A 25,270-nucleotide genomic window follows, 5' to 3' on the forward strand; every position below is an offset into this window, starting at 1 on the left:
TGATGCTTCCGGAAGTGCACAATAAATGGAAGCCCAAGGAAAGGCCAAATCATGTCCTCAGAAATAGCTTCCTCGACACTTCTTTCCCGCGCAAGCCAGTTGATCGATCTCGCCAGGAAGGCCGGCGCCGATGCCGCCGATGCGGTTGTCGTGCGTTCTCGCTCGCAGTCCGTCAGCGTCCGCCTGGGCAAGGTCGAAGGCACGGAATCGTCTGAGAGCGACGATTTTTCGCTGCGGGTGTTCGTCGGCAAGAAGGTTGCCAGCGTTTCCGCCAATCCCGGCTTCGATCTACAGGCGCTCGCCGAACGCGCCGTCGCAATGGCGAAGGTTTCGCCCGAAGATCCGTTCGCCTGCCTTGCGGACGAGGACAGGCTTGCCAAGTCCTATCCCGACCTCGAGCTTTTCGACCAGACGGAGGTTTCCTCCGACATGCTGCGCGAGGCCGCCCTTGCGACGGAGGCCGCGGCGCTTGAGGTCAAGGGCGTCACCAATTCCTCCGGCGGCGGGGCTTCGGCCGGTTACGGAGGCCTGGTTCTCGTCACCTCGCACGGCTTCGAGGGCAGCTACATGGGCTCGCGCTTCGGCCGTTCGGTCAGCGTCATTGCCGGCGAAGGCACCGGCATGGAGCGCGACTACGACTACGACAGCCGCCTCTATTATGCCGAACTCGACGAAGCCGCCGAAATCGGCCGCCGCGCCGGCGAGCGTGCGGTCAAGCGTGTCAATCCGCGTCAGGTCGATACCGGCAAGGACGTCACCGTCGTCTTCGATCCGCGCATCGCCCGGGGCTTTGTCGGCCATATCGCCGGCGCCATCAATGGAGCGGCGGTCGCGCGCAAGTCCAGCTTCCTGCGCGACAAGATGGGCCAGCAGGTTTTGAAATCCGGCCTTTCGATCACGGACGACCCCTTGATCGTTCGCGGCCCGTCGTCGCGTCCCTTTGATGGCGAGGGCATTTCCGGCGAGAGGCTGGTCATGATCGAGGATGGCGTGCTGAAGCACTGGTTTCTCTCCACCGCGACAGGGCGCGAAATCGGCATGCAAACCAACGGGCGCGGGGTGCGCAGTGGCAATTCGGTAACACCCACCTCCACGAACCTCGCCCTTGAGCCTGGCGACATTTCGCCGGAAGATCTAATCCGGAGCGTCGGCAACGGCTTTTATGTGACCGAGCTTATCGGCCAGGGCGTCAACATGATCACCGGCGAATACAGCCGCGGCGCGACCGGCTTCTGGATCGAAAACGGTGAACTGACATTCCCGGTGTCCGAAGTGACGATTGCTTCGAACCTCAAGGACATGTTCATGCGCATAACGCCCGCCAACGACATTGATCGCAAATACGGTGTTGCTGCGCCCACGCTCGCGATCGAGGGAATGACGCTCGCCGGGCGCTAGAATGGATTGATGCAATGAACGACGTTGGAACGCTTCGCTGGCAGAGCGATCTCGAATTGATCGCCGATGCCGCGAAACAGGCAGGCGGCGTCGCTCTGAATTTCTTCAACAAGTCGCCGGAAGTCTGGTGGAAGAACGAAGGCCGCTCTCCGGTGAGCGCCGCGGATTTTGCTGCGAACGAACGGCTTGAATCGATCCTGCGCGCCGCCCGGCCGAATTACGGCTGGCTTTCCGAAGAAACGGAAGATAGCGCCGCCCGTCTTTCGACGGAGACGCTTTTCATCATCGATCCGATCGACGGTACGCGCGCCTTCCTCGGCGGCCAGACCTTGTGGTGTGTCAGCGTCGCCGTCGTCCATCGCGGCAGGCCCGTTGCGGGAGTGCTCTACGCTCCCGCACTCGAGGAGCTTTTCGAGGCCGTCGAAGGCGGCATTGCGATGAAGAATGGCGAGCGCATCGCCGCATCGGCCAAGGGGCCGGAAACCGTCAGCCGTTTTGCGATTGGCGAGGATGTCCTGAAATCGTTTCCTGGTCATCTTCAAGAGAGAATCGAGCGGGTAAAGCATGTGCCGTCGCTCGCCTATCGCCTCGCGATGGTTGCCGACGGCCGCCTCGAAGGCACGTTCGTCAAGCGCAATTCGCATGACTGGGATCTGGCGGCGGCCGACCTTATCCTGGAGCGCGCCGGAGGCCGGCTCACCGACCTCGAGGGACGCGCGGTTCTCTACAATCGCCCGCAGGTCAGTCATGCCGAGCTTTGCGGTGCTGCCGCGCCCCGCGTTGCGGAGTTCCTCGAAGGGCTTGCGCTGAGACGAAGCAGTTGACGTTTGCGTCAAAATCCCGCAGATGAAGGCGCGGGGGGATAGAAGCGAAAGAGAAGAAAAATGACGGAATCCGGCGGCAAAAAGCAGCTCTTGCATCTCGTATTTGGCGGCGAACTGGAAAGCCTGACAGATGTCCAGTTCCGCGATCTGAAGGATCTCGATATCGTCGGCATCTTTCCGGATTACGCCTCCGCGCTGACGGCCTGGAAAGGTAAGGCGCAATCGACGGTGGACAACGCGCATATGCGTTATTTCATCGTCCATATGCATCGCTTGCTCGATCCCGAGGATATGAGCGGTAAAGCCTGATTAGGCGTTCATGCACCGGCATTTGCTCAAGCGGCGGTGCCGGCTTGTGACAGCACATACTCGCTGCCGTCGATTGACGCATTCTGAACAAATTACTCGGTCATTCCGGCCGCAACAATGATTGGGGAATGGGTTTGATGACGGTCACTGCTGATCGGAGGTATTCTAGATGAGCTCGCCGAGCGCGCGGTTCGCGCTGGGCCTCTATCGGACGGCGGGGACCATCGCCTCCCCACTCGTCAGCGCCTATCTCGCCTATCGGACCGCAAAGGGCAAGGAAGAGCGCGCGCGCCGCATGGAGCGCTTCGGTTATGCAAGCGCCAACCGGCCGCAGGGTCCGCTTGTCTGGATCCATGCCGCGAGCGTCGGTGAGACCAACGCCATCATTCCCCTCATCCGCGAGATCCGCCGCCGCGACATTCATGTTATCCTGACGACCGGAACGATCACTTCCGCAAAGCTTGCCGCCGAGCGCGTCGGCAATGAAGCGATCCACCAATATGTGCCGCTCGACTTGAAGCCTGCTGTCGGCCGCTTCCTCGAATACTGGCAGCCGGATTGCGCCATCATTGCGGAGTCGGAGATCTGGCCGGCGACGATCATGGAACTCGGCCGCCGGCGCATTCCACAGATTCTCGTCAATGCCCGCATGTCCGACCGTTCTTTCGCGCGCTGGCAGCGGCGCCTCGCGATCGCCGAAGCTCTGTTTGAAAATCTCGCGCTTGTCGTCGCTCAGTCAGATGTCGATGCGGAGCGCTTCCGTGATCTCGGCGCCAGGCATGTGACCACCTCCGGCAACCTGAAGGTCGATACGGACGCACCGCCTTATGACGCATCGACCTTGGCCCGCTACAAGAAGCAGATCGGGGAGCGCAAGACATGGGCCGCGATCTCGACCTTCGACGGCGAGGAGAACGCCGCGGCGATCGTTCATCGCACGCTCAAGGAGCGCAACGGACAGCTGACCATCATCGTGCCGCGGCATCCCGAGCGCTCGGACGAGATCGAGGCAGAGCTCGTCAAGCTAGGGCTCAAGGTCGCCCGCCGCACACGCAACGACGTGCTGTCGCCGGACACCGATATCTTCCTCGGGGACACGATCGGCGAAATGGGCCTTTACTTGCGATTGACGGAAGTCGCCTTCGTCGGCCGATCGCTGTTTGCGGAGGGCGGCCAAAATCCGCTCGAACCTGCCATGCTCGGCTGTGCCGTGCTTTCCGGCAGCAATGTCCAGAATTTCCGGGAGGCCTATCAGAAGCTCGCCCGGCGCGGCAGCGCGCGCATGGTGCGCGATACAGAGATGCTGGCCAAGGGGGTCCACTATCTTCTCATCAACGACGAGGCGCGGCGCAAAATGATCGACGCCGGCATTGGCGCTGTGCAAGAAATGCGCGGCGCATTGACGGCTACGGTGAAGTCTCTCGAGCCCTACATCAATCCGCTGACCGTAAAGGCAAGACTGCTGCCGAAAATGATGGCAGAGGGCTGATTGAAAGATGGTGGCTAGAAGCATCAAAGGCATCCTCTTCGACAAGGACGGCACCCTGCTGGACTATGATGAGAGCTGGCTGCCGGTGAACCGAGAGCTGGCGCGCATCGCTTCCCAAGGAGATGCCGCTCTCGCCGATCAGCTGCTCGCCGCCTGCGGCATGGACCCGTTGACCGGCCACATCGTGCCCGACAGCCTCCTTGCGGCCGGCAATACCCGGCAGATCGCCGAGGGGTTGGTCGCCGCCGGATCCAAGGTCGAGGTCGTGGAACTGACGATCAAGCTCGACGAGCTTTTTTCCAATGCCGCGGAATTCAGCGTTCCTGTGACGGATCTGGCCGCTTTCTTCGGCCGCCTGCATGGCCGCGGCTTCAAACTGGGCATCGCTTCCAGCGACAACGAACGCTCCATCCGCCTGATGGCCCAGCGTTTCGGCTTTGCCGAGTTTGTGGACTACATCGCTGGCTATGACAGTGGTTTCGGCAGCAAGCCGGAAGCCGGAATGGTCCTTGGCTTCTGCAAGGCGACCGGGCTGAAGCCGGCGGAAGTGGCGGTCGTCGGCGACAACAATCACGATCTGCACATGGGCCACAATGCGGAGGCGGGCCTCAAGGTCGCTGTTCTGACGGGCACCGGTTCGCGGGAATCGCTCGCGGCTGCGTCCGATTATTGCCTCAACGACATCACCGAACTTGAGGATTTGCTGCACGACCTCCAGCCAGCGTGATTGGCTGCAGGCATAGCCGGTCGATTATGTCGCGACCGCACCTCCGAAGCTTCCTCATTCCAGCGACGCGCACAGGAATGAGGGTGCGGGAAGCAAAAGCTTGCTTTTTCTTCAGTTTTGCCCTTTGTTTCCCCGCAGTCGATGAGTAACCGGGTGCTGGGGGCACCGGAAGAGCGCAAGGCGGCACCTATGGTATCCGAAGCGCCGCCGTTCTGGTGGACGAAAGCCGATTGGCGGGCATGGACGCTCTCGCCCTTTTCCTTCCTTTACGGACGCATCGCCGGCTACCGGATGAAGCATGCGCACCGTGCGTCCGTTCCCGTACCGGTCATCTGCGTCGGCAACTTCACCGTTGGCGGCGCCGGAAAGACGCCGACGGCGCTGGCGATTGCCCGCGCAGCCAAGGCAAAGGGCCTGAAGCCCGGCTTCCTGAGCCGTGGTTACGGAGGCTCTCTGGACGTTACGGTGGTTGTCGAACCCGCTCATCATCGCGCGGTTGCCGTCGGTGACGAGCCGCTGCTGCTTGCCCGCGAGGCGCTGACGGTCGTTTCCCGCCGCCGGGTCGAGGGCGCAGAGCGGCTGGTCAAGGAGGGCGCTGACCTCATCATCATGGATGACGGGTTCCAGAGCGCGAAGCTCGCAATCGACTACGCCTTGCTGGTTATCGATGCGGTGCGCGGCCTGGGCAACGCACATATGGTGCCGGGCGGGCCGGTACGCGCGCCGATCGCAGTGCAGATGCGCTACGTCAGCGCTCTCTTGAAAGTAGGAAAGGGCAATGCCGCGGACGCGGTCGTCCGCATGGCTGCCCGTGCCGCAAAACCCTATTTCACCGCATCGCTGAAAGTCTGCGGCGAGAACGATCTAGCCGGCCGGAAGGTGCTGGCTTTCGCGGGCATCGCCGATCCCGGCAAGTTCTTCCGGACGGTGGAATCGCTTGGCGCCGAGATCGCAGTCAGCAGGTCCTTCGGTGACCACGAGCACCTGACCGACGACGAGATGGTGGATCTGCTGTCAACCGCCGAACGGGAAAACCTGTCGATCGTCACCACGTCGAAGGACTTCGTGCGGCTCGCCGGCCATCATGGCAGGGCCGAAGAACTCGCCGCCAAATGCCGCGTCATCGAAGTCGAAATGGCCTTCGAGGATCATCAGGCGCCCGGTCTTATCATCGATCGTGCGATAGATGCCTGCCGGCAGCGGCGGCTGAGGGAAAAACGCACGTAGTATCAGCGCTTCTGGTTCGGCAGCACGCCCGCGCGTTTGTCCGCTTCGAAGGACGAGACCACGTCGGCATAAGGTTCCTGCCGGGCAACGCTCCAGTAGCGCAGTTCGTCAAGCGGTATATGTTTGCCGGTCATGGCGCAGACGACGTAGGAGCCCGGCGACAGGATCTGGAAATCTGCGTCGAGATAGCGGATCTTCGCTTCGCGGTTTCCATTTGCTTCAAACAAGTTCATCCTGCTCCGTTCCCGGTTGCCTTCTCCTGCCAATATCGCGGCGAAAGCGCGATTGCCAGTATTTTCAGCTGCGTCCGAACAGGCGCTCGATATCCGACAGCTTCAGTTCGATATAGGTCGGCCGTCCATGATTGCACTGGCCGGAACCCGGCGTCACTTCCATTTGCCGGAGCAGCGCATTCATTTCCTCTGGTCGAAGTCTACGCCCGGACCGCACCGAGCCGTGGCAGGCCATGGTCGCAGCGACGTATTCGAGCTTGGCGGAGAGGCCCGAGGCCGTATCCCACTCGGCAATCTCGTCGGCAAGCTGGCGGATGAGGCCTTGCGCATCCACCTCGCCGAGCATTGCCGGCGTTTCGCGTACGGCAATCGCGCCCGGCCCGAAGCGCTCGATCGCAAGACCGAGTTCGCCAAGCCCCTCGGCATGTACCATCAGCCGGTCGCAATCTTCCTCCGGCAGGTCGACGATTTCCGGGATCAGCAGAACCTGGGACGCCAGCCGTTTCGAGTGCAGCGCCTTGCGCATTGCCTCGAAGACGAGGCGCTCATGCGCGGCATGCTGGTCGACGATGACAAGTCCGTCATTCGTCTGCGCAACAATGTAGTTTTCGTGGATCTGCGCCCGCGCTGCGCCGAGTGGATATTGCGGCTGCGGTTCTTCGCGAGGCGCGGTTTGCTGCAATGTCCGAGCCTGCGGTTCGGTGCGCGCGGCGGGCATGCTCAGCCCGTCGAAAGAAGTCTGCGGCCTCTCGCCAAAACTGCCGTTTGTCGTCTGATAGGGGCGGGATGGGGAGGTTTCGGCCGACCATGCTGCCTGCGGCGGCCGCTGGTAGTTCGGCTGGAAGCCTGGCCTGAAGGCGCGCAGCATGCCGTCGGCGCCTGTCGTTGCCGCCCGGCTTCCGTCGCGCGCCAGTGCCTCGCGAACCGCGCCGATGATCAGCCCGCGCACGAGACCGGGATCGCGGAAGCGGACGTCCGATTTGGCCGGATGCACGTTGACATCCACCAGAGCCGGATCGAGCGACAGCGACAGAACGGCTACCGGATAGCGTCCGGCCGGGATTGTTTCCGCATAGGCGCCGCGGATCGCCGACAGGATCAGCTTGTCCTGCACCGGGCGGCCGTTGACGAAGGCATACTGATGCGCCGAGTTGCCGCGGTTGAACGTCGGGACGCCGGCAAAACCGGTGAGTGCGATACCTTCGCGCTCCGCATCGAGTTCGATCGCGTTGTCGCGGAATTCCTTGCCGAGCACCTGCGCCATGCGGGCGAGGTGGTCGTCTCCGGTCGCCGGAAATTCGAGCGTGCTGCGGTCGGTGCCGGACAGCACGAAGCGGACGCCTTCCGTGATGGCCGCCGCCTCAGCCTTTTCCGTCTTCAGGAACTTCAATCGTGCAGGCGTTGCGAAGAAGAGATCGCGCACTTCGACGATCGTGCCCGGATTGCCTGCCGAGGGCCTGAGATGCAGCACCTTGCCACCAGCGACTGCAATTTCGCTCCCGACGCCGCCATCCTTCCGGCGGCTGGAAATGCTGAGTTTCGCCACGGACCCGATGGAAGGCAGAGCCTCGCCGCGAAAGCCGAGGGTGCGAATGTCGTCGAGCGTTGTCGAAATCTTCGAGGTGCAGTGCCGCCGCACTGCAAGTTCCAGATCGGCGGCATCCATGCCGACGCCGTTGTCGCTGACGCGCAGCAGCCCCTTGCCGCCCCCGGAGGTGGCGACCTCGATGCGGGTTGCACCGGCATCCAGCGCATTCTCGATCAGTTCTTTCGCCGCGCTGGCCGGACGTTCGATGACTTCGCCGGCGGCGATCTGGTTGATGAGCGTTTCGGAGAGCTGTCTGATGGCCATATCCCATTTTCGCGGATTCGCATGTCCGAGGGAAGGCTAAAAAGCTCCGTCCAGAGGAGTGTTCCGCTCCCTTGAATTGTACTGCTTAATGTTAAGCTGCCGTTAGGGGAAAGCTGGCATTTTGGGCGCATACAACCAATGAGCGCTGTGAAATCGGATCGATGTGGGACGTGAAGGAATGAGTGCCGGCTTCGAAAAGGCGGACGCATCATCCATAAGCGATGAAATGCTGCCTGAAACTGACCTGCAGCCTGCGCTCTTTGAAGCCATTGCGGATGGCCTCTCGGCCGCTCTCATCATCTACGACAAGAACGACCAGATCATTTTCGCGAGCCGGCAGGTGCTGGATTTCTTCCCGATCTCGCCAGTCGTGCTGAAGCCCGGGACCCGGCTTCGGGATTTTCTCGGTGCGGTCTACGACACTGGCCTTCACCAGCAATATGCAGCTAAGCAACCGGGCGGTTCGCTTGGCCGCGAGGATTGGCTTTCCCAGAGGATTGCCTCCCACTGGCGCGAGCGGTTCGAGATGATCGAGCGCCACGGCATCGACCGCTGGGTCCGGCTGGTCAAGCGCCGTCTGCCGAGCGGCTACTGCGTTTCCGTCATCTCGAATATTTCCGAGGAGAGGAAACGCGAGGAGCAGTGGCGCTCCGACCTCGAACGCGTGCAACTCACCGAGGATATCCTCGACAACCTGCCATTCCCGCTCTTCGTCAAGGACCGCAATCTCACTTACGTCGCCGCCAACATCGCCTTCTGCGAGAAATATCAGACGACCGTCGACCAGGTGCTGGGCCACAAGAGCAGTGATCTCTTCTCCCCCGAAGTCGCTCAGCGCTTCGAAGAGAGCGACCGGCATGTTCTGGAAACGGGCGAGATGTCCGTCGTGCGTCAGCGGCAGATCTCGCGCGATGGTTCGGAGCGCGACATCGTCAGCCGCAAGCACCGCATCGGCAAGCCGGGGCGCTATTTCCTTGTCTCCACAATGCAGGATCTGCCGCGCGAGGGCGCCGATCTCGACGAGTTCGACCGGGCAACTGCAATCACGACGTCGAGCCATCACTCCTATCGCCGGGCCTACGTGCCGCTTAACGGCGATACCGAGCACCGGGAGCCGGCCGCGATGGAGACGATCGTTCCGGAAAACTTTTCCGGCCGCAAGATCCTGGTCGTCACCGGCGACATCGCCGCCGAAGCGGGCGCGATCCGCACGCTTGCGAAATACGGCTTTGAAGCATGCGCGGTCAGGGGCGAGGATGAGGAGGAGCGGTTCCTCGAGATGGCCACCTCTGCCGGCCTTACGCTGGATCTTGTGATCATCGACAATCAAATGGGCATGCGCTGCCTGGAGCTCGCCGGGCACTATGGCATTCCGGTTCTGGTCATGGATGGCTTCCAGCTTGCCAACGAATTGACGTTCCAGATCGCCCGGCATTTCAACCGCAACAAGCAGACGCCCACAACCGAAGGCGAAGCCGACTGGGAGATCACGACGTCCTCGGAGGCGGACTTTCTCCAGGTGCTCGTGGCGGAAGACAACGACATCAACCAGATCGTCTTTTCCCAAATCCTCGAGGGACTGGGCTATCGCTATATGATCGCGGCCAGCGGCGACGATGCGGTGCGGCTCTGGACGGAGCACAAGCCGCAGATCGTGTTGATGGACATTTCGCTGCCGGGACTGAATGGTTTCGAGGCGGCGCGCATGATCCGCGAGATGGAAGAAGACCAGCCGCAACATACGCCGATCATCGGTGTGTTGACCCAGGCATTCGAGCGAGATCGCGCCGAATGCACGAAGGCGGGAATGGATGACGTCATCATGAAGCCCGTCAGTCCGGACATGCTGGAAACGATCTTCCAGAAGTATCTTGCCGCCGAGCCGCTCCGGGCACGCATTTAGTAGGTCCTGACCCCAAGCGATACCATTGGCTGCCTACACGCGAATGCGCTGAGGGCGCCGCGTACTATCGGTTTGTTAAGACTTGCCCGCCATTCTTCCGAGTGCGAATGACGACCCGGTTCTGGTCATGGATGGCTTCCAGCTTGCCAACGAATTGACGTTCCAGATCGCCCGGCATTTCAACCGCAACAAGCAGACGCCCACAACCGAAGGCGAAGCCGACTGGGAGATCACGACGTCCTCGGAGGCGGACTTTCTCCAGGTGCTCGTGGCGGAAGACAACGACATCAACCAGATCGTCTTTTCCCAAATCCTCGAGGGACTGGGCTATCGCTATATGATCGCGGCCAGCGGCGACGATGCGGTGCGGCTCTGGACGGAGCACAAGCCGCAGATCGTGTTGATGGACATTTCGCTGCCGGGACTGAATGGTTTCGAGGCGGCGCGCATGATCCGCGAGATGGAAGAAGACCAGCCGCAACATACGCCGATCATCGGTGTGTTGACCCAGGCATTCGAGCGAGATCGCGCCGAATGCACGAAGGCGGGAATGGATGACGTCATCATGAAGCCCGTCAGTCCGGACATGCTGGAAACGATCTTCCAGAAGTATCTTGCCGCCGAGCCGCTCCGGGCACGCATTTAGTAGGTCCTGACCCCAAGCGATACCATTGGCTGCCTACACGCGAATGCGCTGAGGGCGCCGCGTACTATCGGTTTGTTAAGACTTGCCCGCCATTCTTCCGAGTGCGAATGACGACAGCTTAGGTTGAACGATGAAGCCGGCGGATATACCCTTCCTGCCTGTGAGCCAGAACGAGCTTCAGGCTATGGCATATACCGATCCGCTTACCGGCCTCGGTAACCGCCATCGCATGCGCGACAGGGTCCGCCAGATTTCCACGGAGCGCGCGAGCGATCCGGCTCCTTTCACCATCGGTATTGCTAACCTCGATTCCTTCAAGCCGATCAACGATCTCTTCGGTTCCGCCGCCGGCGACGAGATTCTTTGCCAGGTTGCCCTTCGTCTGAAGGCATGCATTCCGGATGGCGCCCTGGTTACCCGCCATGATGGCGACGAATTTGCCTTCGTGCTGCCGCTGATCTTCGAGCGCGCAAGCGCCGAGAAGTTCGGGCAGATGATCCGCGAAGTGCTGTCGGCGCCCTACGATCTCGGCGATCGCAACGTCCGCCTTTCCGCCTCCTTCGGGTTTGCCATCTATCCGTTTGCCGGCGAGGAATTCGACGAACTTTTGAAAAGCGCTGAAACCGCTCTCTATCGCTCCAAGCGCCGTGGACGCAGCCAGATCACCGTCTATTCGCGCGAGATCGCACAGGAGATGAAGCGCGCCACGCAGCTGGAGCAGGCGCTTCGAAACGCCATCATTTCGGACGCCATCGATGTGCATTTTCAGCCGATCGTCTCGCTGTCGAACAACCAGGTGATTGGCTTTGAGGCCCTGGCGCGCTGGAACGATCCGGACCTCGGCTTCGTTTCGCCGGGTGTCTTCGTACCGCTTGCCGAGGAGCGCGGTTTCATCGACGCACTGTCGGAAACCTTGCTTAGAAAGGCAGCCGAGGCGGCGCTCTCATGGCCGCGCGAGCTGTTCTTGTCCTTCAATCTTTCCTCCGCGCAGCTGATGGACCCGGGCACGAGCAGCAACGTGCTCTCCATCCTCGGCCGCGTCGGCTTTGACCCGCACAGGCTGGAACTCGAAATCACTGAAACCGCCGTCATGAGTTCCGCCGATACGGCCCACCGCATCCTTTCCGACCTGCGCCAGGCGGGCGTGCGCATCTCGCTCGACGATTTCGGGACCGGCCAATCCAGTCTCGGCCGCCTGCGTGATTTCATCTTCGACAAGGTGAAGATCGACCGTGCCTTCGTCTCGCGCATCAATTCCGACCGTGCCTCCGAGCACATCGTCAAGGCGATCCTGACGATGTGCGAAGGTCTCGATCTCGAAGTCGTCGCCGAAGGCATCGAGGACTATTCGGAAGCCGCGAAGCTGCGGTCGCTGGGATGCGGCATGGGACAGGGCTACCACTTCGGCAAGCCTGCCGACGGCATTGCGACGTTGCGCTTCCTCCACGAGAACTATTACGACACAGCCGCGATCGATCGTCTGCCGGCCTGAGTTTGAGGCAGGCCGCATCGAGGCTAGTCCGCGCCGCCGTTAGGTATCGCAATTCCTCCAGCACTGCGTCATGATCGCCCTGGCGGAAGATTCATGCCGCGTGCCGGCGCGGAAAAGCGAGTGTCGATGACGTCATCCAAAGATCCTCTCCTGCAACCCTTCCAGCTCAAGCATCTGACGCTGAAGAACCGCATCATGTCCACCGCGCACGAGCCGGCCTATTCCGAAAACGGCATGCCGACGGACCGCTACCGGCTTTATCATCGCGAAAAGGCGAAGGGCGGCATCGCACTGACGATGACCGCCGGCTCGGCCGTCGTCTCGGCGGATTCGCCGCCCGCCTTCGGTAACCTGCATGCCTACCGCGACGAGATCGTGCCGTGGCTAAGAAAGCTCACGGACGACTGTCACGAATATGGCGCGGCGGTGATGATCCAGCTTACCCATCTCGGCCGCCGCACCGGCTGGAACCGGGGCGATTGGCTGCCGGTGCTGGCGCCGTCTCCTATCCGCGAGCCCGCCCACCGCGCGTTTCCGAAGGAAGCGGAGGAATGGGACATCGAGCGCATCGTCGCCGACTATGTATCGGCTTCTGAGCGCATGCAGGCTGCGGGACTGGATGGCATCGAATTCGAAGCCTATGGGCACCTGATGGACGGTTTCTGGTCGCCTGCGACCAACCATAGGGAAGACCAATTCGGCGGATCGTTGGAAAATCGCATGCGCTTCTCGCTGATGGTCACCGAGGCGGTCAGAAAGGCTATGGGGCCGGACTTCATCGTCGGCATCCGCATGGCTGCGGACGAGGACTGGGAGAAAGGCTTTTCGCGCGAAGAAGGTATCGAAATCGCCAAGCGCCTCGTGGCTTCCGGCACGGTCGATTTCCTGAACATCATTCGGGGCCATATCGACCACGACGCGGCGCTGAACAACGTCATCCCGATCCAGGGAATGCCCGCGTCGCCGCATCTGGATTTCGCAGGCGAGGTGAGGGCGGCGACGCACTTTCCCGTCTTCCATGCTGCGCGAATAGCGGACGTTGCGACCGCAAGGCATGCGATTGCCGAGGGCAAGCTCGATATGGTGGGCATGACGCGTGCCCACATTGCCGATCCGCATATCGCCAGAAAGGTAATGGCCGGAGAGGAGGCCCGCATCCGCCCGTGTGTCGGCGCCACCTACTGCCTGGACCGCATCTACGAAGGCGGGGAGGCGCTCTGCATTCACAATGCCGCCACCGGTCGCGAGGCCGAAATGCCACACGAAATCGAGAAGGCGGACGTCCGGCGAAAGGCCGTCGTCGTCGGCGCGGGACCGGCGGGCCTCGAAGCGGCAAGGGTGCTCGCCGAACGCGGCCATCATGTTGACGTCCTGGAGGCGACAGGCAAGGCAGGTGGTCAGATCAACCTGCTGACCCGCAATCCGCGCCGCAAGGAGATGGTCGGGATTGTCGATTGGCGGCTCGCCGAACTTGAGCGCCTGGGTGTCGCAATCCACTATGACGTCTATGCCGGCGCCGAGGAAGTGCTCGCATTTCAGCCCGATCTGGTGGTCGTGGCAACGGGCGGTATCGCGCAGTCGCCGGAACTCGATGCGGGAGATGATCTGGTCACCTCGTCCTGGGATATCCTAGCGGGGGCAGTCAAGCCGGAGGGCTCCGTCCTGCTCTTTGACGACAACGGCGGCCATCCGGGGATGTCGGCGGCCGAGGTGATCGCCAACAGCGGCGCGGAACTGGAACTCGTGTCGCCCGAGCGTTTTTTCGCTCCCGAAATGGGAGGCATGAACCATGTGCTCTATGCCAAGGTTTTCGCCGAGCGGGATGTCCGCGTGACGATCAATACCCGGCTGATGGCTGTCCGCCGCGAAGGAAACGGCCTCGTCGCCGTGCTGGGTTCAGATTATGCGGGGGACGTCGTTCGGGAGCGTCACGTCGCACAAGTCGTCGTCGAGCATGGCACCGTTCCGAATGCCGATCTCTATCTGGAACTCAAGCCGCAGTCGCGGAACTTCGGTGCCGTCGACTATGCCGCTCTCATCGGGCGTAGGTATCCGCTTGCGGTGAAAAACCCTGATGCACAGTTCGATCTCATCAGGATCGGCGACGCGGTCTCAAGCCGCAACATTCATGCGGCGATTTACGACGCATTGCGTTTCTGTACTCTCTTATAAGAAAGCGGCGCCCTTTCGGACGCCGCCTACGCTCTACTTAAAGCGCGAAACTAGTTCTTGGTCGAACCGGTTGCCGTTGTGTCTGTGCCCGTTGTTGCCGGAGGCTTTTCGGCTGCCTGCATCTGCAGCGTCTTGAATTCCGGAGCGGCCTTCAGCGAGTCGGCAGTTTCCGTGGTCGTCAGTTTCATACTGCCGTCCTGCGGGTTCTGGGCAGCGGTGATCTTTTCCATCGGCACGGCGACGTCCTTCTCGCCGATACCGAGGAAGCCGCCGACGCCGATCACAGCAGCCACCAGGCCGCCATCCTTCTTCATGATCAGGTCGTCGACCTCACCAATGCTCTTATTCTCCGCGTTATAGACCGACTGGCCAATATAGGTGTTGGCGCTGATCTGGTCCGCTCCCTGTTCCGTCAAATAGCCGCCGCCAGCCTGGGCCGTATCGGCTGACGGAGCCGGAGCCGGAGCCTTGGCTGCGTCATTCATTGGCGCGGTGGCGTCCGGCATTTTCGGTGCAGCCGGTTCGGCCGGAGCCGTCTGCGTAGCACCCGGCGCGGCAGGAGCCGGCTGGGTCTGCGAGAATGCCGCCGGTGCGAAGGCCGTGGCAAACAGGGCGCCAGCGGCCACGGTCGTCAGAAGTTTGCGTGTCATTTCGAACCTACCTTTTTGTTCCTTCGAGTGGTCTTAAGCGCGGCCGCCCGTTGGCGTTTTCCGTGCCGGTTCGAAAGGACAATGACTGGGTAGGCTATTGGTTCCGCTGATAAATGCGGAAAAATTTCACCATTTAGGTGGAACTTTTAGCGACATGCGTGTGATTTTGGCCGATGCAACGCAGCCTCGGCGCGCTCTCTTCCGGGCGTGTCAGAGCACATAGATCGGGTCGAAAACACCCTTCACCGTCACTCCGAGCTCCAACAGAGCGCCAGCCTGCGGCTGCGACGACCGTGCGGACTCGTCGAGCCCTTCCCAGGCGGTCGTTACTGCCAAGCGATCCGCATTGACGCCGATGAAGGCGGGGCAGGACGGTTGTGCGGCGGGCACCGTGTAACGGGCGATGCGTAGGCCGTCGGTACTGTACCGGTCGACGACGCCCGCTCCCCAGCGCGCGTTCCAGATGTAGCCGTCGGCGTCGCAGACGGAGCCGTCGAGGCCGCCTGGGTCCTCCATGCTGTCCACCATGACGATCGGCTCGCCTGCCGGAAGTCCTGTCTGCGGGTCGACCATGACGCGCATGAGGCGGCTGATGCGCGTATCCGTGTAGTAGCCGATCGTACCGTCCGGTGAAAAACAGATCGAATTCGGGATACTGATGCCGCTGAAGATCTTGGTCACCTTGCCGCCGGCGACGTGATAGATCGAGCCTGCCTGGTTCTCCGCGCGCTTGCTCATCGTGCCGATCCACAGTGCGCCGGAGGGATGCGTGCGACCGTCGTTCGAGCGGTTCTCCGGTTTGTCGTTTTCGAGAGCTGCATAGAAGGTCAGGTTGCCGCTGTTCTTGTCGCGGACGAAAAGTCCTTCCTCGGTCGCCAGCAGCTGGCGATTGGCATCGATGCGCGCCAGCACGCTCGCCATCATCGGCAGGGAATGCATCTTCTTCTCCCCGGTGCCGAGGTTCAGTTCGTGCAGTTCTCTGCCGAGGATATTGAACCACCAGACGGTATCAGTGCCGGGGTCGTAGGTCGGGCCTTCACCAAGTACCGAATTGGTGTTGCAAAGAACTTTGCCCTGAAATTCATACATTTCCGTCATGCCTACGCTCCTACGGCTGCGTCATAGGCGTAAATGGTGGCCTCGGCGCGCTCGGCAACCTCCGCAGCCGTCATTCCCGGCTTGTAGATGCTGGTGCCGAGGCCGAAGGCGAGGATGCCTGCCTTCGTGTAGTCGCCGAAATTCTTGTCGGAAACGCCGCCGACTGCTGCGATCACCAGATCCGGCGGCAGAATGGCGCGGATGGCGGTGATCCCCGAGGGGCCGAGTACGCTGGCCGGAAAGAATTTCAGGCCGGTCGCCCCGGCGCGGGCGGCGGCGAGAGCCTCGGTCGGTGTAAAGACGCCGGGCATCGTGACCATCCCATAGCCGCGCGCGCGGATGATGACGTCGGGCTCGACATTCGGAGTGACGAGCAGCTTCCCGCCGGCGCTCTCAAGGCTGTCGACAGCCTCGACTGTCAGCACGGTGCCCGCACCGATCAGGCATTCCGGCGGCGCCATTTTGGCGGCGATCTCGATGGACTTGAAGGCCTCGGGCGAATTCAGCGGGATTTCGATCGCAGTCAGGCCGTTTTCGATCAGCGCGCCGACGACACCCTGCGTTTCTTCCGGCTTGATGCCGCGCAGAATGGCAATGAGCGGGCGCTTCATGGAGGGGAAGGGGATGCGGTTCATGGAAATTTCCTCAGTTCGACCAGATGGCTTCGGCAGCGGCCGAGAGCCCGCGGCGCACGGCTGTGTCTGCATCGATGCTAGTATATTTTAAGGACAGGGATTTGAACGCCGTTTCATAGAGGCTCTGCAGCCGGCCCGAGGCGACGAGCGTCACAGGCGTGTCAGTCGGAACATCGGACAGCGCGCCCGCGATTTCCAGGCCGATCAGCGTGCCGGAAATCTTTGCTTGCGCTCCGGTTGCCGTCAGCCCGTGAAGAAGCTGGCCGGAGCGGGCGGTGAAGAAAAGGTTCGTCGCCATCGCGGGCTGACGGAATGCCGTCGAGACCGCCGCTTTGAATGCGGAATTGTCGGCGCGAGCATCATCGGCGCCCGCAACGGCATGCGACAGGATCGTATGCTTGCTGATCGCGTCGAAGAGTTCGCCGGTCATGAAGGTCGAAAACCCGATCACATCCCCGTCCTGGACGTGAACCCATTTCGAATGCGTTCCGGGCATGCAGACGGCCTGCATGCCCCTACCGCCGGGGCCAAGAGCGCCGAGCAATTGCGTTTCCTCGCCGCGGATCACGTCGGGCGCTGCCTTGTCGCGTTGTGCAAGACCCGGGAGGATGCGCACATCTCGGCTTTGGCCCGGAACGGACACCGCGCCGGTGAGGATCGAGGAAAGCGAGGCCGGCACATCGATATAGCCCGCTTCAACCCAGCCCTGCTTGGCACCGACCATGCCGCAGGCGATGACCGGTACGCTCTCCGGCACCGAGAGCGCTGCAAGATGAGCGTTGAGAACATCGGCAAAACCGGTCTTGGCCGCCGTCATCATGCCTTCGCCGCTGCGGCGCTCGCCAAGAATGTTACCGTCTGCGCCGATCAGCCAGAGCCGGAAACTGCTCGTACCCCAATCCACCGCGACATAAGCGGGATTCGCCATCAGAAAATGCCTCCATCGACAATCAGGGACTGCGCAGTCACAGCGGCCGCGCAGTCGGATGCAAGAAACAGACAAGGGCCGACGATCGCGTCGGCATGCAGGACCTTCTTGAGGCATTGCCGCTTGATAAATTGCGCGATGCTCTCTTCGGTCAGCCAGAGCTCCATCTGCCGCTCGGTCACGATCATGCCCGGCAGGATACAATTGACGCGGATATTGTCCGGTCCAAGCTTCCCCGCCATGCTCTTCGTGAGCCCTATGACGGCGGCCTTTGCCGCGGAGTAGGACGGAAAGTCCGGCATGTTCAGCAGAAAGGCGATGGACGACGTGTTGATGATCGCGCCACCGCCAGCCGCACGCATGGACGGTGCTACCGCCTGTGCGGTGAAGAAGACATGGCGAAGGTTGGTCGCCTGATTGTTGTCCCAGTATTCCTCGGTCACGGCGTCGAAGTCATGCCGGTCATCCCAGGCCGCATTGTTGACGAGGACCGTTATGGGCCCCGATTGGGCGACCACGGCATCGACCGTCTGCCGGATCGCGCCGATATCGCGAAGATCGGCCTTGAAGAAATGCACCGGGTGTTCCGTATCGCGAGAGAGCCGCATTGCAAGCTCGCGGCTTTCCTTCTCGGCGATGTCGATGAAGGAGACCTTCGCACCCTGCCGGGCAAAGCCTTCCACAATCGCCGCACCGATGCCGGAGCCGCCGCCTGTGACGAGTACGGTGCGATCTTTGAATTCCGGAAACTGCGCAACTATGGCCGTCACGGTTTGCCTCCCGCTGTTCCATTATTTGGAACACAATTTGACTATGTGGAATTATTCAATTAGCCTGCCGATGATGTCAAGGCCAGGGTAGGCGATAGATGGCTCGGGGAAAAGGCGCGTCGAGGGAAAGCGAAACGGGGACATTGGGCAAGGTGATGGCGCTGCTCGAACTCGTAACGCACTCCGATGGTCCCATGCGCTTTACGGATATTCTTGCACTTTCCAGCCAGCCGCGCGGCACGCTGCATCGCCAGCTCGTTCATCTTGTCGAAGAAGGGCTTTTGGAATTCGATGCCGATGGCCGCTACGTGCCGGGGTTGCGGCTTCTCGATCTCGCATCAAGGAGCTGGGCGAGGAATGAGTTCCGACTGATCACCGAACCGTATCTCAAGGACTTGCAGCAGATGAGCGGCGAGACCGTTCATCTCGGCGTTCTGCGCGGAACCTCGATCATCTATCTCGACAAGATCGAGGGTAGGCAATCCGTCCGCATGTACTCGCAGATCGGCAATGCGTCGCCCGTTTATTGCACCGGCGTCGGCAAGGCCGCTCTTTCGGTGTTGCCTGACGATGCTGTGGAGCCGCTTGCACGCAACCTCTCCTTCAACCGCTTCACGCCGCACACACTCGGTTCAGCCGATGCATTGCTGCAAGAGCTAAAGACGATCCGCGAAACCGGCGTCGCCTTAGATCGCGAGGAACACGAACTCGGCATTCGGTGTGTCGCGGCGGCGGTCTGGACGGTGGACGGAAGCTTCACAGGCGGTGTCTCGATTACCGGCCCGGCCTACAGGCTGACGCTTGAGCGCCTCGAAGAATGGACAACGCCTATAAAGCAGGCAGCGCAATCGATAATGGACGCCATCCGAATCCGCCTTGGTCCGCGCGGATAAATGCATCCCATGGATGCGTATCTGTAAATATTATCGTGATAGTAATGGGTTATAAGCTACATGTTGAGATTCCTTCGCGAATCACGACAATTAGAGCCTGTTAAAACCTATAGTTATGTCGGCCATTGTATTTCGACCGGTTTTCATAATTTAATGTGGGCGCCCCCGGGCTTGCAGGCACAAACGGTCTGAATCGCCATAGCACCCTTGAGAAGATGAAAAAGTAAATGACACCATTGTCGCCAGCATCCACCGGTGTAGATGGATTTATTCAGGAGATCGTGGGGCTGAAAACCCAGTTCGATATCTTCCGGATCATGAAGCGTGTGACGGAAGCATATCGAAGCCGTGCATTCATGGTGCTCAATCTCCCGCCGGTCACCTCGCTCGAGCTTCAAGGCACGACGGTCATCACCAACTGGCCCGCCGAACTGCTTACTGTCTATGATCAGGAAAGTTTGCTGGCGAACAGCCCGATCCTGCGTCGCTTGCGGACGTCGTCTGTTCCTTTTTTCTATGACACCACCAAGCCCACTGGATCCAGGGAGGACGGTAAGGCGGTGCTGGTCGCGGCGCTTTTCGAGCGGTTCAAGATGACGCGCGCCGCATATTTTCCGACGCAGGAGCCATCCGGCGTGCGCGGCGCTATCTCCTTTTCCGGTGATCGGGAGCACTTCACGCCGGAAGAGATGCGCGATCTTTCCTATATCTCGATCCATGTCTTCGACAGGCTCGCGGAGATCCGCAGCCTGGATACGCGCATGAGGGACACGCTGACGGATCGCGAAGTCGACTGCTTGAATTGGACGGCGGCGGGAAAGACGAGCGCGGAAATCGCCGAGATCCTCCACCTCTCGGAACATACGGTCAATCATTACCTGAATCGCGCCACGAAGAAGCTTGATACGGTCAACCGCACCCAGGCCGTCGCCAAGGCGCTGCGCATTGGCATCATCAAGTAGCCCCAGCCTAAAGCGCATGCAGCGGCGCGGTGCGGCGCACAAAACTTCGGCACCCTTCTGGCGCGATCGCGACGGGAAACCCCTCCAGAAGCACACAACGCTGGTCTCTGAGCAGTTGGCATGCTTTCTGCATCACTGGTACCAGAGGTCCAGAGGGGACTTTGAAGAGCGCCAAAAAAGAACGGCGCCATCGGCAATCCGCCGTCCGGCAGCGTTGATCTATCTCCTTCATCCGCAGCCGGCGGCGGTTGTTGCCTTTTTGTAACGGCTCGCCTGAGATGTGGCTCTACGCGCAAGGTGTGGGTCATCTTTCCTTTGGCTATTTCCGCATGTTGTTTTAGTCGGCCCTCAGCGCCGGGTTATCGGAGAAACCGTTGCGGTCATCAGGGCGAAAGCCCGGCGGACCAGATGGCCGCAACGGATTTAGATTGAGCATTTCCGCTGCTTCAAACGCCGATTTCATTTGGCGAAGTCGCGGCCCTCCACTATCTACCTTTCTTCAAGGACGATGATGAGGGTGGGAATGACCGAGGTCACCAAGGAACAGATTCTCGAAACACTGAAGACCGTACGCGGTCCCGATCTCGAACATAATATTGTCGAGCTGGGCATGATTTCAGACGTCTTCATTTCCGACGGCAAAGTGTACTTCTCGATCACCGTTCCTGCCGAGCGCGCCAACGAGCTCGAGCCTTTGCGTCTCGCCGCCGAACGCGTCACCAGGGAGCTGCCTGGCGTAAAGGGTGCGCTTGTAACGCTGACTGCCGACAAGAAGGCGGCCCCGGCATCCGCGCCCGCCGCCCGCCCCGCTGCGGGCGCTCCGCACGGCCATTCCCACGCTCCGCAGCAACAGCCGCCGCGTGCCGGCAAGATCGGTGTTCCCGGCATCAATGCCATCATCGCGGTAGCCTCCGGCAAGGGCGGCGTCGGCAAATCGACGACTGCCGTCAATCTCGCCCTCGGCCTATCGGCCAACGGTCTTCGCGTCGGCATTCTTGACGCCGATATCTACGGCCCCTCGATGCCGCGCCTTCTCAAGATTTCCGGCCGTCCGACTCAGATCGATGGCCGCATCATCAATCCGATGGAAAATTACGGCCTCAAGGTCATGTCGATGGGCTTCCTCGTCGACGAGGAAACGGCGATGATCTGGCGCGGCCCGATGGTGCAATCGGCGCTGCTGCAGATGCTGCGCGAAGTTGCCTGGGGCGAACTGGACGTGCTCGTCGTCGACATGCCTCCCGGCACCGGCGATGCGCAGCTCACGATGGCGCAGCAGGTGCCGCTCGCCGGCGCCGTCATCGTCTCGACGCCGCAGGACCTCGCGCTCATTGACGCCCGCAAGGGCCTTAACATGTTCCGCAAGGTGGAGGTCCCGGTTCTCGGCATCGTCGAGAATATGAGCTATTTCATCGCGCCCGATACCGGCACGCGCTACGATATCTTCGGTCATGGCGGCGCCCGCAAGGAAGCCGAGCGCATCGGCATACCCTTCCTTGGCGAGGTTCCGCTGACGATTAATATCCGCGAAACCTCTGACGCCGGGACGCCGCTCGTTGCATCGGAGCCGAACGGCGTCGTTGCGGGTATCTATCGTGAGATCGCTTCAAAGGTCTGGGCGCAGCTCGGCGGCCAGCCACAACGGCAGGCGCCGGCCATCGTTTTCGAGTAGCTGCTTCGGCGGGCGCTATCCTCAAAATTATGAAGGAAATGCGACCGAACGGCCGACTTTTCGCAACACGCCTTGATTATTTCACAGCTTTCCGTCATATGGCCCGCCGTTGCCATGATGGCAGCTTCTGCGGATGCCCGAGGATAGCCATGCTTGCTTTGAAGCCTTGGCTAGCCTGGATCTTCGCAGTTGTTTTGCCGGTCGGGATTGGTGACTGCGGTGCGGTTGAGCAGAATGCATATCCGGGCTATGACCGGATGCAGCTGGAGTTGTATGAACCTTTTTTTTCCGTGGTCGTTAGGATCGGAGACTCATAGCTCGCGCGGCGCCTCGGCGGCTGCCGCGCCAGTGAAAGGGATCTCGATGAACAACACAGGCACTGCAAGGCAAGCCGGCGGCTGGAGCAACGCCCGGTGATTACCGCCTATCGTTCGAATTGCAATTCGGTCGAAATCCGTGACCTTTCGCAGCTTGCGGAGTTTCCGGAGGACGCGGTGTGGATCGATATGGTCGAACCGACCCGAGAGGAAGAGCTCTATGTCGAAAAGGTCGTCGGCATCGAGGTTCCGACCCGCGACGACATGAAGGATATCGAGCCTTCCGCGCGTCTCTACACGGACGATGGTGCGGTCTTCATGACGGCTTCGCTGCTTTGGAAAACCGAGACTGACGTACCGACACTGACCGATGTCGCTTTCATCCTTGCCGGCAACCGGCTGATCACCATCCGTTACGCCCATCCCAAATCCTTTGCGCTATTCATTGCCGCTCTTCATCGGGTGCCGGAACAGTGGCGAAACGGCGCTGCTCTTCTTGGCAAGCTGCTTGAGACGATCACCGACCGCACGGCGGAAATTCTCGAGCTGGCCGTCGCTCGTATCGACATTCTTTCGACGCACGTCTTCGGGGACCGCGCCAAGAAGGTCCGCAAGCCCTCGAACTATCTCGAGCTGAAGCTCCGCGACATTGCCGGCCATCAACGCCTGGTCAGCAAGGTGCGCGACAGCCTTGCGTCGCTCGCACGCCTCATGACCTTCTTCTATACCATTCCCGCCGTTCAGAAGGATCAGGCGACGAAGGAACTGGCGCGCACCGTCACTCGCGATATCCAGTCGCTGACCGAGCATGCGTCCTATATCGCCGGAAACATCACCGTCCTGCTGGATGCCTCGCTCGGCCTCATCAACATCGAGCAGAACTCGATCATCAAGATCTTCTCGATCGCATCCGTGGTGTTCTTGCCGCCGACGCTTGTTGCCTCCATCTATGGTATGAATTTCGAATTCATGCCGGAGCTTCATTGGATCGCGGGTTATCCAGTCTCGCTGGGCCTGATGGCGATCTCCGCTATCGTTCCGTTTTTCTTCTTCCGATGGAAAGGCTGGCTCTGAGGAGCTTGTAGTCATCCAATGCTTGACGAAAGCCATTCGCAGGATCGCAACATGACGCCGCGCAAGCTCTTCTATCTTGCGCTGGGCTCTGTGGGCGTCGTCTATGGGGACATCGGCACCAGCCCGCTTTACGCATTCCGCGAAGCGCTGAAGCCGGTCGCTCACGACGGTCTCACCCGTTTCGAGGTCATCAGCCTTATCTCGCTGATGCTTTGGGCTTTGACGATCATCGTCACGCTCAAATACGTGCTGCTGTTGTTGCGCGCCGACAACGAAGGCGAGGGCGGTACGCTTTCCCTCCTTGCTCTTTTGATGAAGACGGCAAACGGCCACACCGCAGTACTGCTTCTGCTTGGTGTCGCAGGCGCGGCCCTGTTCCTGGGCGATGCCATGATTACACCGGCGCTTTCGGTTCTGTCCGCCGTGGAAGGTGTCAAGCTGGTCGCGCCGGACCTCTCGTCTTACATCATGCCGATCTCGGCGGGCATCCTCGTCTTGCTGTTCGTCGTCCAATCGCACGGTACCACTGCCGTGGCCCGTTTCTTCGGGCCGATCACGGCGGTCTGGTTCCTTGTCATGGCGATTGTCGGCATCTCACACATCTCTGATGACTTCGAGATCCTGGCAGCCTTCAATCCGTACTATGCCGTCAGTTTCCTGTTCAAGGAAGGATTTTACGGAATCGTCGTTTTGGGTGCCGTCTTTCTGACGGTTACCGGCGCGGAAGCGCTTTACGCGGATCTTGGCCACTTCGGCCGCCGTCCGATCCAATGGGCATGGTTCGTGCTGGTCTACCCGGCGCTCGCCTTGAATTATCTCGGCCAGGGCGCGCTGGTACTCGGCGACCCGCAGACGATGTCGGACCCCTTCTACCTCATGTTCCCGAAATGGGCGCTTCCTTTCGCCGTCATTCTGGCGACGGCGGCGACCATCATCGCCAGCCAGGCGGTCATCACCGGCGCCTTCTCGCTCGTGCGGCAGGCGATCAACCTTGGCTTCCTGCCACGCATGGAAATCCTCTTCACCTCGGAAACCCATACCGGTCAGATCTTCCTGCCGGCGGTCAACACCGTGCTCTTCATCGGTGTCTTGTTCCTCGTCCTCACGTTCAAGACCTCGGATGCGCTTGCAATAGCCTATGGCATCTCGGTCACGGGCGCGATGGTGGTCACCTCCATCATGGCCTTCGAATTCGTCCGGACGCGCTGGAACTGGTCGCTCCCGGTGACTGCGATCGTCCTCCTGCCGCTGCTTGCGCTGGAACTGATCTTCCTGGGTGCCAACCTGCTGAAGATCCACGACGGCGGCTATATTCCGATCCTGATCGCCAGTGCCTTCATCATCATCATGTGGACTTGGCGCCGCGGCACAGCGCTTCTCATGGAAAAGACCCGGCATACGGACATTCCGCTGGCTTCCTTCGTCAGCTCGATCGAGCGCAAGAGCGATCACTCGCCTGCCCATGTGCCAGGTACCGCGATTTTCCTCACCAGCGATCCGGAATCGGCGCCGGCCGCCCTGCTGCACAATCTGAAGCACAACCATGTCCTGCATGACAGGAACGTCATCCTGACGATTCGCACCGTCAACAAGCCACGTGTTGCAAGTGCTGACCGTTACAAGGTCGAGCAAGTTTCCGAGCGGTTCACCCGGGTCGAGTTGCTCTTCGGCTTCATGGAAACGCAGAACGTCTCCCAGGCGCTCGCGACACTCAGAAAGACCGGCTTGAAGTTCGACATCATGTCCACTTCCTTCTATCTCGGCCGGCGCAAGCTGGTTCCCGATGCGAAGTCGGGAATGCCCTATTGGCAGGATCGGCTCTATATCGCGCTCGCCAATGCCGCGGCGAACCCTTCCGATTACTTCCGCCTGCCGGCAAACCGCGTGGTCGAGCTCGGCTCACACGTCATCATCTGACGCACCCAAACAGCGCTTTCAAGGACCCGGCCGTCGCGCCGGGTTCTTTGTGTTCGGCTATCAAAAGTGCTTATGGATGAAT

21 protein-coding genes and 1 pseudogene are annotated in these 25,270 nt (G+C 60.8%); 15 read left to right on the forward strand and 7 right to left on the reverse strand.

The features are described from left to right. Nucleotides 1–51 precede the first annotated feature (51 nt). The 6 genes from HGP14_RS03985 to lpxK all read left to right on the forward strand — a co-directional run bounded on the left by HGP14_RS03985 (nt 52) and on the right by lpxK (nt 5,974). The gene (locus HGP14_RS03985; protein ID WP_168828538.1) at nt 52–1,398 is read left to right on the forward strand and encodes a TldD/PmbA family protein; all 1,347 of its coding nucleotides are present in this window, start codon (nt 52–54) and stop codon (nt 1,396–1,398) included. A gap of 14 nt (nt 1,399–1,412) precedes the next feature. Continuing rightward, nucleotides 1,413–2,222, forward strand: coding sequence for a 3'(2'),5'-bisphosphate nucleotidase CysQ (locus HGP14_RS03990; protein WP_168828539.1), 810 nt, complete (start codon nt 1,413–1,415; stop codon nt 2,220–2,222). A gap of 60 nt (nt 2,223–2,282) precedes the next feature. Beyond that, the gene (locus HGP14_RS03995; RefSeq protein ID WP_168828540.1) at nt 2,283–2,531 is read left to right on the forward strand and encodes a DUF4170 domain-containing protein; all 249 of its coding nucleotides are present in this window, start codon (nt 2,283–2,285) and stop codon (nt 2,529–2,531) included. A gap of 169 nt (nt 2,532–2,700) precedes the next feature. Continuing rightward, nucleotides 2,701–4,020 carry a lipid IV(A) 3-deoxy-D-manno-octulosonic acid transferase gene (gene waaA / locus HGP14_RS04000; RefSeq protein WP_168828541.1) on the forward strand — a complete coding sequence of 440 codons (1,320 nt, stop codon included), beginning with the start codon at nt 2,701–2,703 and terminating at the stop codon, nt 4,018–4,020. A 7-nt stretch (nt 4,021–4,027) separates the two neighbouring features. Continuing rightward, nucleotides 4,028–4,747, forward strand: a complete 720-nt coding sequence (locus HGP14_RS04005) for an HAD family hydrolase (RefSeq protein WP_168828542.1) — start codon at nt 4,028–4,030, stop codon at nt 4,745–4,747. Between the two features lie 189 nt (nt 4,748–4,936). Then, a complete protein-coding gene (lpxK, locus tag HGP14_RS04010) occupies nt 4,937–5,974 on the forward strand; it encodes a tetraacyldisaccharide 4'-kinase (RefSeq protein WP_168828543.1) in 1,038 nt (345 codons plus the stop codon). A 2-nt stretch (nt 5,975–5,976) separates the two neighbouring features. On the opposite strand, the gene HGP14_RS04015 is transcribed toward lpxK, so the two are convergent. Further along, complete coding sequence (locus tag HGP14_RS04015) at nt 5,977–6,207, reverse strand: DUF2093 domain-containing protein (RefSeq protein WP_168828544.1); 231 nt, start codon at nt 6,205–6,207, stop codon at nt 5,977–5,979. 64 nt (nt 6,208–6,271) lie between these two features. Further along, nucleotides 6,272–8,059 (reverse strand): DNA mismatch repair endonuclease MutL, encoded by a 1,788-nt coding sequence (gene mutL, locus HGP14_RS04020; protein ID WP_168828545.1) that lies wholly within the window; start codon nt 8,057–8,059, stop codon nt 6,272–6,274. 178 nt (nt 8,060–8,237) lie between these two features. Between mutL and HGP14_RS04025 the strand changes: the two genes are divergently transcribed. The 4 genes and pseudogenes from HGP14_RS04025 to HGP14_RS04040 all read left to right on the forward strand — a co-directional run bounded on the left by HGP14_RS04025 (nt 8,238) and on the right by HGP14_RS04040 (nt 14,272). After that, the gene (locus HGP14_RS04025; protein ID WP_168828546.1) at nt 8,238–9,962 is read left to right on the forward strand and encodes a response regulator; all 1,725 of its coding nucleotides are present in this window, start codon (nt 8,238–8,240) and stop codon (nt 9,960–9,962) included. 115 nt (nt 9,963–10,077) lie between these two features. After that, nucleotides 10,078–10,608, forward strand: a pseudogene (locus HGP14_RS04030) (response regulator); the annotation flags it as partial. 130 nt (nt 10,609–10,738) lie between these two features. Beyond that, a complete protein-coding gene (locus HGP14_RS04035) occupies nt 10,739–12,100 on the forward strand; it encodes a putative bifunctional diguanylate cyclase/phosphodiesterase (RefSeq protein WP_168828547.1) in 1,362 nt (453 codons plus the stop codon). 126 nt (nt 12,101–12,226) lie between these two features. Beyond that, the gene (locus HGP14_RS04040; RefSeq protein ID WP_168828548.1) at nt 12,227–14,272 is read left to right on the forward strand and encodes an NADH:flavin oxidoreductase; all 2,046 of its coding nucleotides are present in this window, start codon (nt 12,227–12,229) and stop codon (nt 14,270–14,272) included. A 50-nt stretch (nt 14,273–14,322) separates the two neighbouring features. On the opposite strand, the gene HGP14_RS04045 is transcribed toward HGP14_RS04040, so the two are convergent. The 5 genes from HGP14_RS04045 to HGP14_RS04065 form a co-directional block, all read right to left on the reverse strand. Then, nucleotides 14,323–14,922: a PRC-barrel domain-containing protein gene (locus tag HGP14_RS04045; protein ID WP_168828549.1), complete on the reverse strand. Its 600-nt coding sequence runs from the start codon at nt 14,920–14,922 to the stop codon at nt 14,323–14,325. 210 nt (nt 14,923–15,132) lie between these two features. Beyond that, the gene (locus HGP14_RS04050; protein ID WP_168828550.1) at nt 15,133–16,020 is read right to left on the reverse strand and encodes an SMP-30/gluconolactonase/LRE family protein; all 888 of its coding nucleotides are present in this window, start codon (nt 16,018–16,020) and stop codon (nt 15,133–15,135) included. A 2-nt stretch (nt 16,021–16,022) separates the two neighbouring features. After that, nucleotides 16,023–16,655 (reverse strand): 2-dehydro-3-deoxy-6-phosphogalactonate aldolase, encoded by a 633-nt coding sequence (locus HGP14_RS04055; RefSeq protein WP_168828551.1) that lies wholly within the window; start codon nt 16,653–16,655, stop codon nt 16,023–16,025. 10 nt (nt 16,656–16,665) lie between these two features. Continuing rightward, nucleotides 16,666–17,583, reverse strand: coding sequence for a 2-dehydro-3-deoxygalactonokinase (locus HGP14_RS04060; RefSeq protein ID WP_168828552.1), 918 nt, complete (start codon nt 17,581–17,583; stop codon nt 16,666–16,668). After that, nucleotides 17,583–18,353: an SDR family NAD(P)-dependent oxidoreductase gene (locus HGP14_RS04065; protein WP_168828553.1), complete on the reverse strand. Its 771-nt coding sequence runs from the start codon at nt 18,351–18,353 to the stop codon at nt 17,583–17,585. The genes HGP14_RS04060 and HGP14_RS04065 overlap by 1 nt, the downstream gene beginning before the upstream one ends. Nucleotides 18,354–18,451: 98 nt before the next feature. Here HGP14_RS04065 and HGP14_RS04070 point away from each other — a divergent pair, with 98 nt between their 5' ends. The 5 genes from HGP14_RS04070 (at nt 18,452) to HGP14_RS04090 (ending at nt 25,188) form a co-directional block, all read left to right on the forward strand. Next, complete coding sequence (locus HGP14_RS04070) at nt 18,452–19,246, forward strand: IclR family transcriptional regulator (RefSeq protein ID WP_168828554.1); 795 nt, start codon at nt 18,452–18,454, stop codon at nt 19,244–19,246. Between the two features lie 227 nt (nt 19,247–19,473). Continuing rightward, entirely contained in the window at nt 19,474–20,208 is a 735-nt protein-coding gene (locus HGP14_RS04075) for a helix-turn-helix transcriptional regulator (protein WP_168828555.1), read from the forward strand. Between the two features lie 523 nt (nt 20,209–20,731). Further along, on the forward strand, nt 20,732–21,880 hold the full coding sequence (gene apbC / locus HGP14_RS04080; RefSeq protein ID WP_168828556.1) for an iron-sulfur cluster carrier protein ApbC: 1,149 nt from the start codon (nt 20,732–20,734) through the stop codon (nt 21,878–21,880). Nucleotides 21,881–22,293: 413 nt separating this feature from the next. Then, a complete protein-coding gene (locus tag HGP14_RS04085; protein ID WP_168828557.1) occupies nt 22,294–23,271 on the forward strand; it encodes a magnesium transporter CorA family protein in 978 nt (325 codons plus the stop codon). Between the two features lie 18 nt (nt 23,272–23,289). After that, nucleotides 23,290–25,188, forward strand: coding sequence for a potassium transporter Kup (locus HGP14_RS04090; RefSeq protein WP_168828558.1), 1,899 nt, complete (start codon nt 23,290–23,292; stop codon nt 25,186–25,188). Nucleotides 25,189–25,270: the final 82 nt, after the last annotated feature.

This window comes from Rhizobium sp. P32RR-XVIII, from assembly GCF_012641395.1.
Taxonomy (GTDB): domain Bacteria; phylum Pseudomonadota; class Alphaproteobacteria; order Rhizobiales; family Rhizobiaceae; genus Rhizobium.

What these genes read in the sequence shown, in the direction of transcription:
- HGP14_RS03985 (WP_168828538.1), top strand. Translation starts at nt 52, where the DNA reads ATGTCCTCAGAAATAGCTTCCTCGACACTTCTTTCCCGCGCAAGCCAG.
- HGP14_RS03990 (WP_168828539.1), top strand. Translation starts at nt 1,413, where the DNA reads ATGAACGACGTTGGAACGCTTCGCTGGCAGAGCGATCTCGAATTGATC.
- HGP14_RS03995 (WP_168828540.1), top strand. Translation starts at nt 2,283, where the DNA reads ATGACGGAATCCGGCGGCAAAAAGCAGCTCTTGCATCTCGTATTTGGC.
- waaA (WP_168828541.1), top strand. Translation starts at nt 2,701, where the DNA reads ATGAGCTCGCCGAGCGCGCGGTTCGCGCTGGGCCTCTATCGGACGGCG.
- HGP14_RS04005 (WP_168828542.1), top strand. Translation starts at nt 4,028, where the DNA reads ATGGTGGCTAGAAGCATCAAAGGCATCCTCTTCGACAAGGACGGCACC.
- lpxK (WP_168828543.1), top strand. Translation starts at nt 4,937, where the DNA reads ATGGTATCCGAAGCGCCGCCGTTCTGGTGGACGAAAGCCGATTGGCGG.
- HGP14_RS04015 (WP_168828544.1), bottom strand. Translation starts at nt 6,207, where the DNA reads ATGAACTTGTTTGAAGCAAATGGAAACCGCGAAGCGAAGATCCGCTAT.
- mutL (WP_168828545.1), bottom strand. Translation starts at nt 8,059, where the DNA reads ATGGCCATCAGACAGCTCTCCGAAACGCTCATCAACCAGATCGCCGCC.
- HGP14_RS04025 (WP_168828546.1), top strand. Translation starts at nt 8,238, where the DNA reads ATGAGTGCCGGCTTCGAAAAGGCGGACGCATCATCCATAAGCGATGAA.
- HGP14_RS04035 (WP_168828547.1), top strand. Translation starts at nt 10,739, where the DNA reads ATGAAGCCGGCGGATATACCCTTCCTGCCTGTGAGCCAGAACGAGCTT.
- HGP14_RS04040 (WP_168828548.1), top strand. Translation starts at nt 12,227, where the DNA reads ATGACGTCATCCAAAGATCCTCTCCTGCAACCCTTCCAGCTCAAGCAT.
- HGP14_RS04045 (WP_168828549.1), bottom strand. Translation starts at nt 14,922, where the DNA reads ATGACACGCAAACTTCTGACGACCGTGGCCGCTGGCGCCCTGTTTGCC.
- HGP14_RS04050 (WP_168828550.1), bottom strand. Translation starts at nt 16,020, where the DNA reads ATGACGGAAATGTATGAATTTCAGGGCAAAGTTCTTTGCAACACCAAT.
- HGP14_RS04055 (WP_168828551.1), bottom strand. Translation starts at nt 16,655, where the DNA reads ATGAACCGCATCCCCTTCCCCTCCATGAAGCGCCCGCTCATTGCCATT.
- HGP14_RS04060 (WP_168828552.1), bottom strand. Translation starts at nt 17,583, where the DNA reads ATGGCGAATCCCGCTTATGTCGCGGTGGATTGGGGTACGAGCAGTTTC.
- HGP14_RS04070 (WP_168828554.1), top strand. Translation starts at nt 18,452, where the DNA reads ATGGCTCGGGGAAAAGGCGCGTCGAGGGAAAGCGAAACGGGGACATTG.
- HGP14_RS04075 (WP_168828555.1), top strand. Translation starts at nt 19,474, where the DNA reads ATGACACCATTGTCGCCAGCATCCACCGGTGTAGATGGATTTATTCAG.
- apbC (WP_168828556.1), top strand. Translation starts at nt 20,732, where the DNA reads ATGACCGAGGTCACCAAGGAACAGATTCTCGAAACACTGAAGACCGTA.
- HGP14_RS04090 (WP_168828558.1), top strand. Translation starts at nt 23,290, where the DNA reads ATGCTTGACGAAAGCCATTCGCAGGATCGCAACATGACGCCGCGCAAG.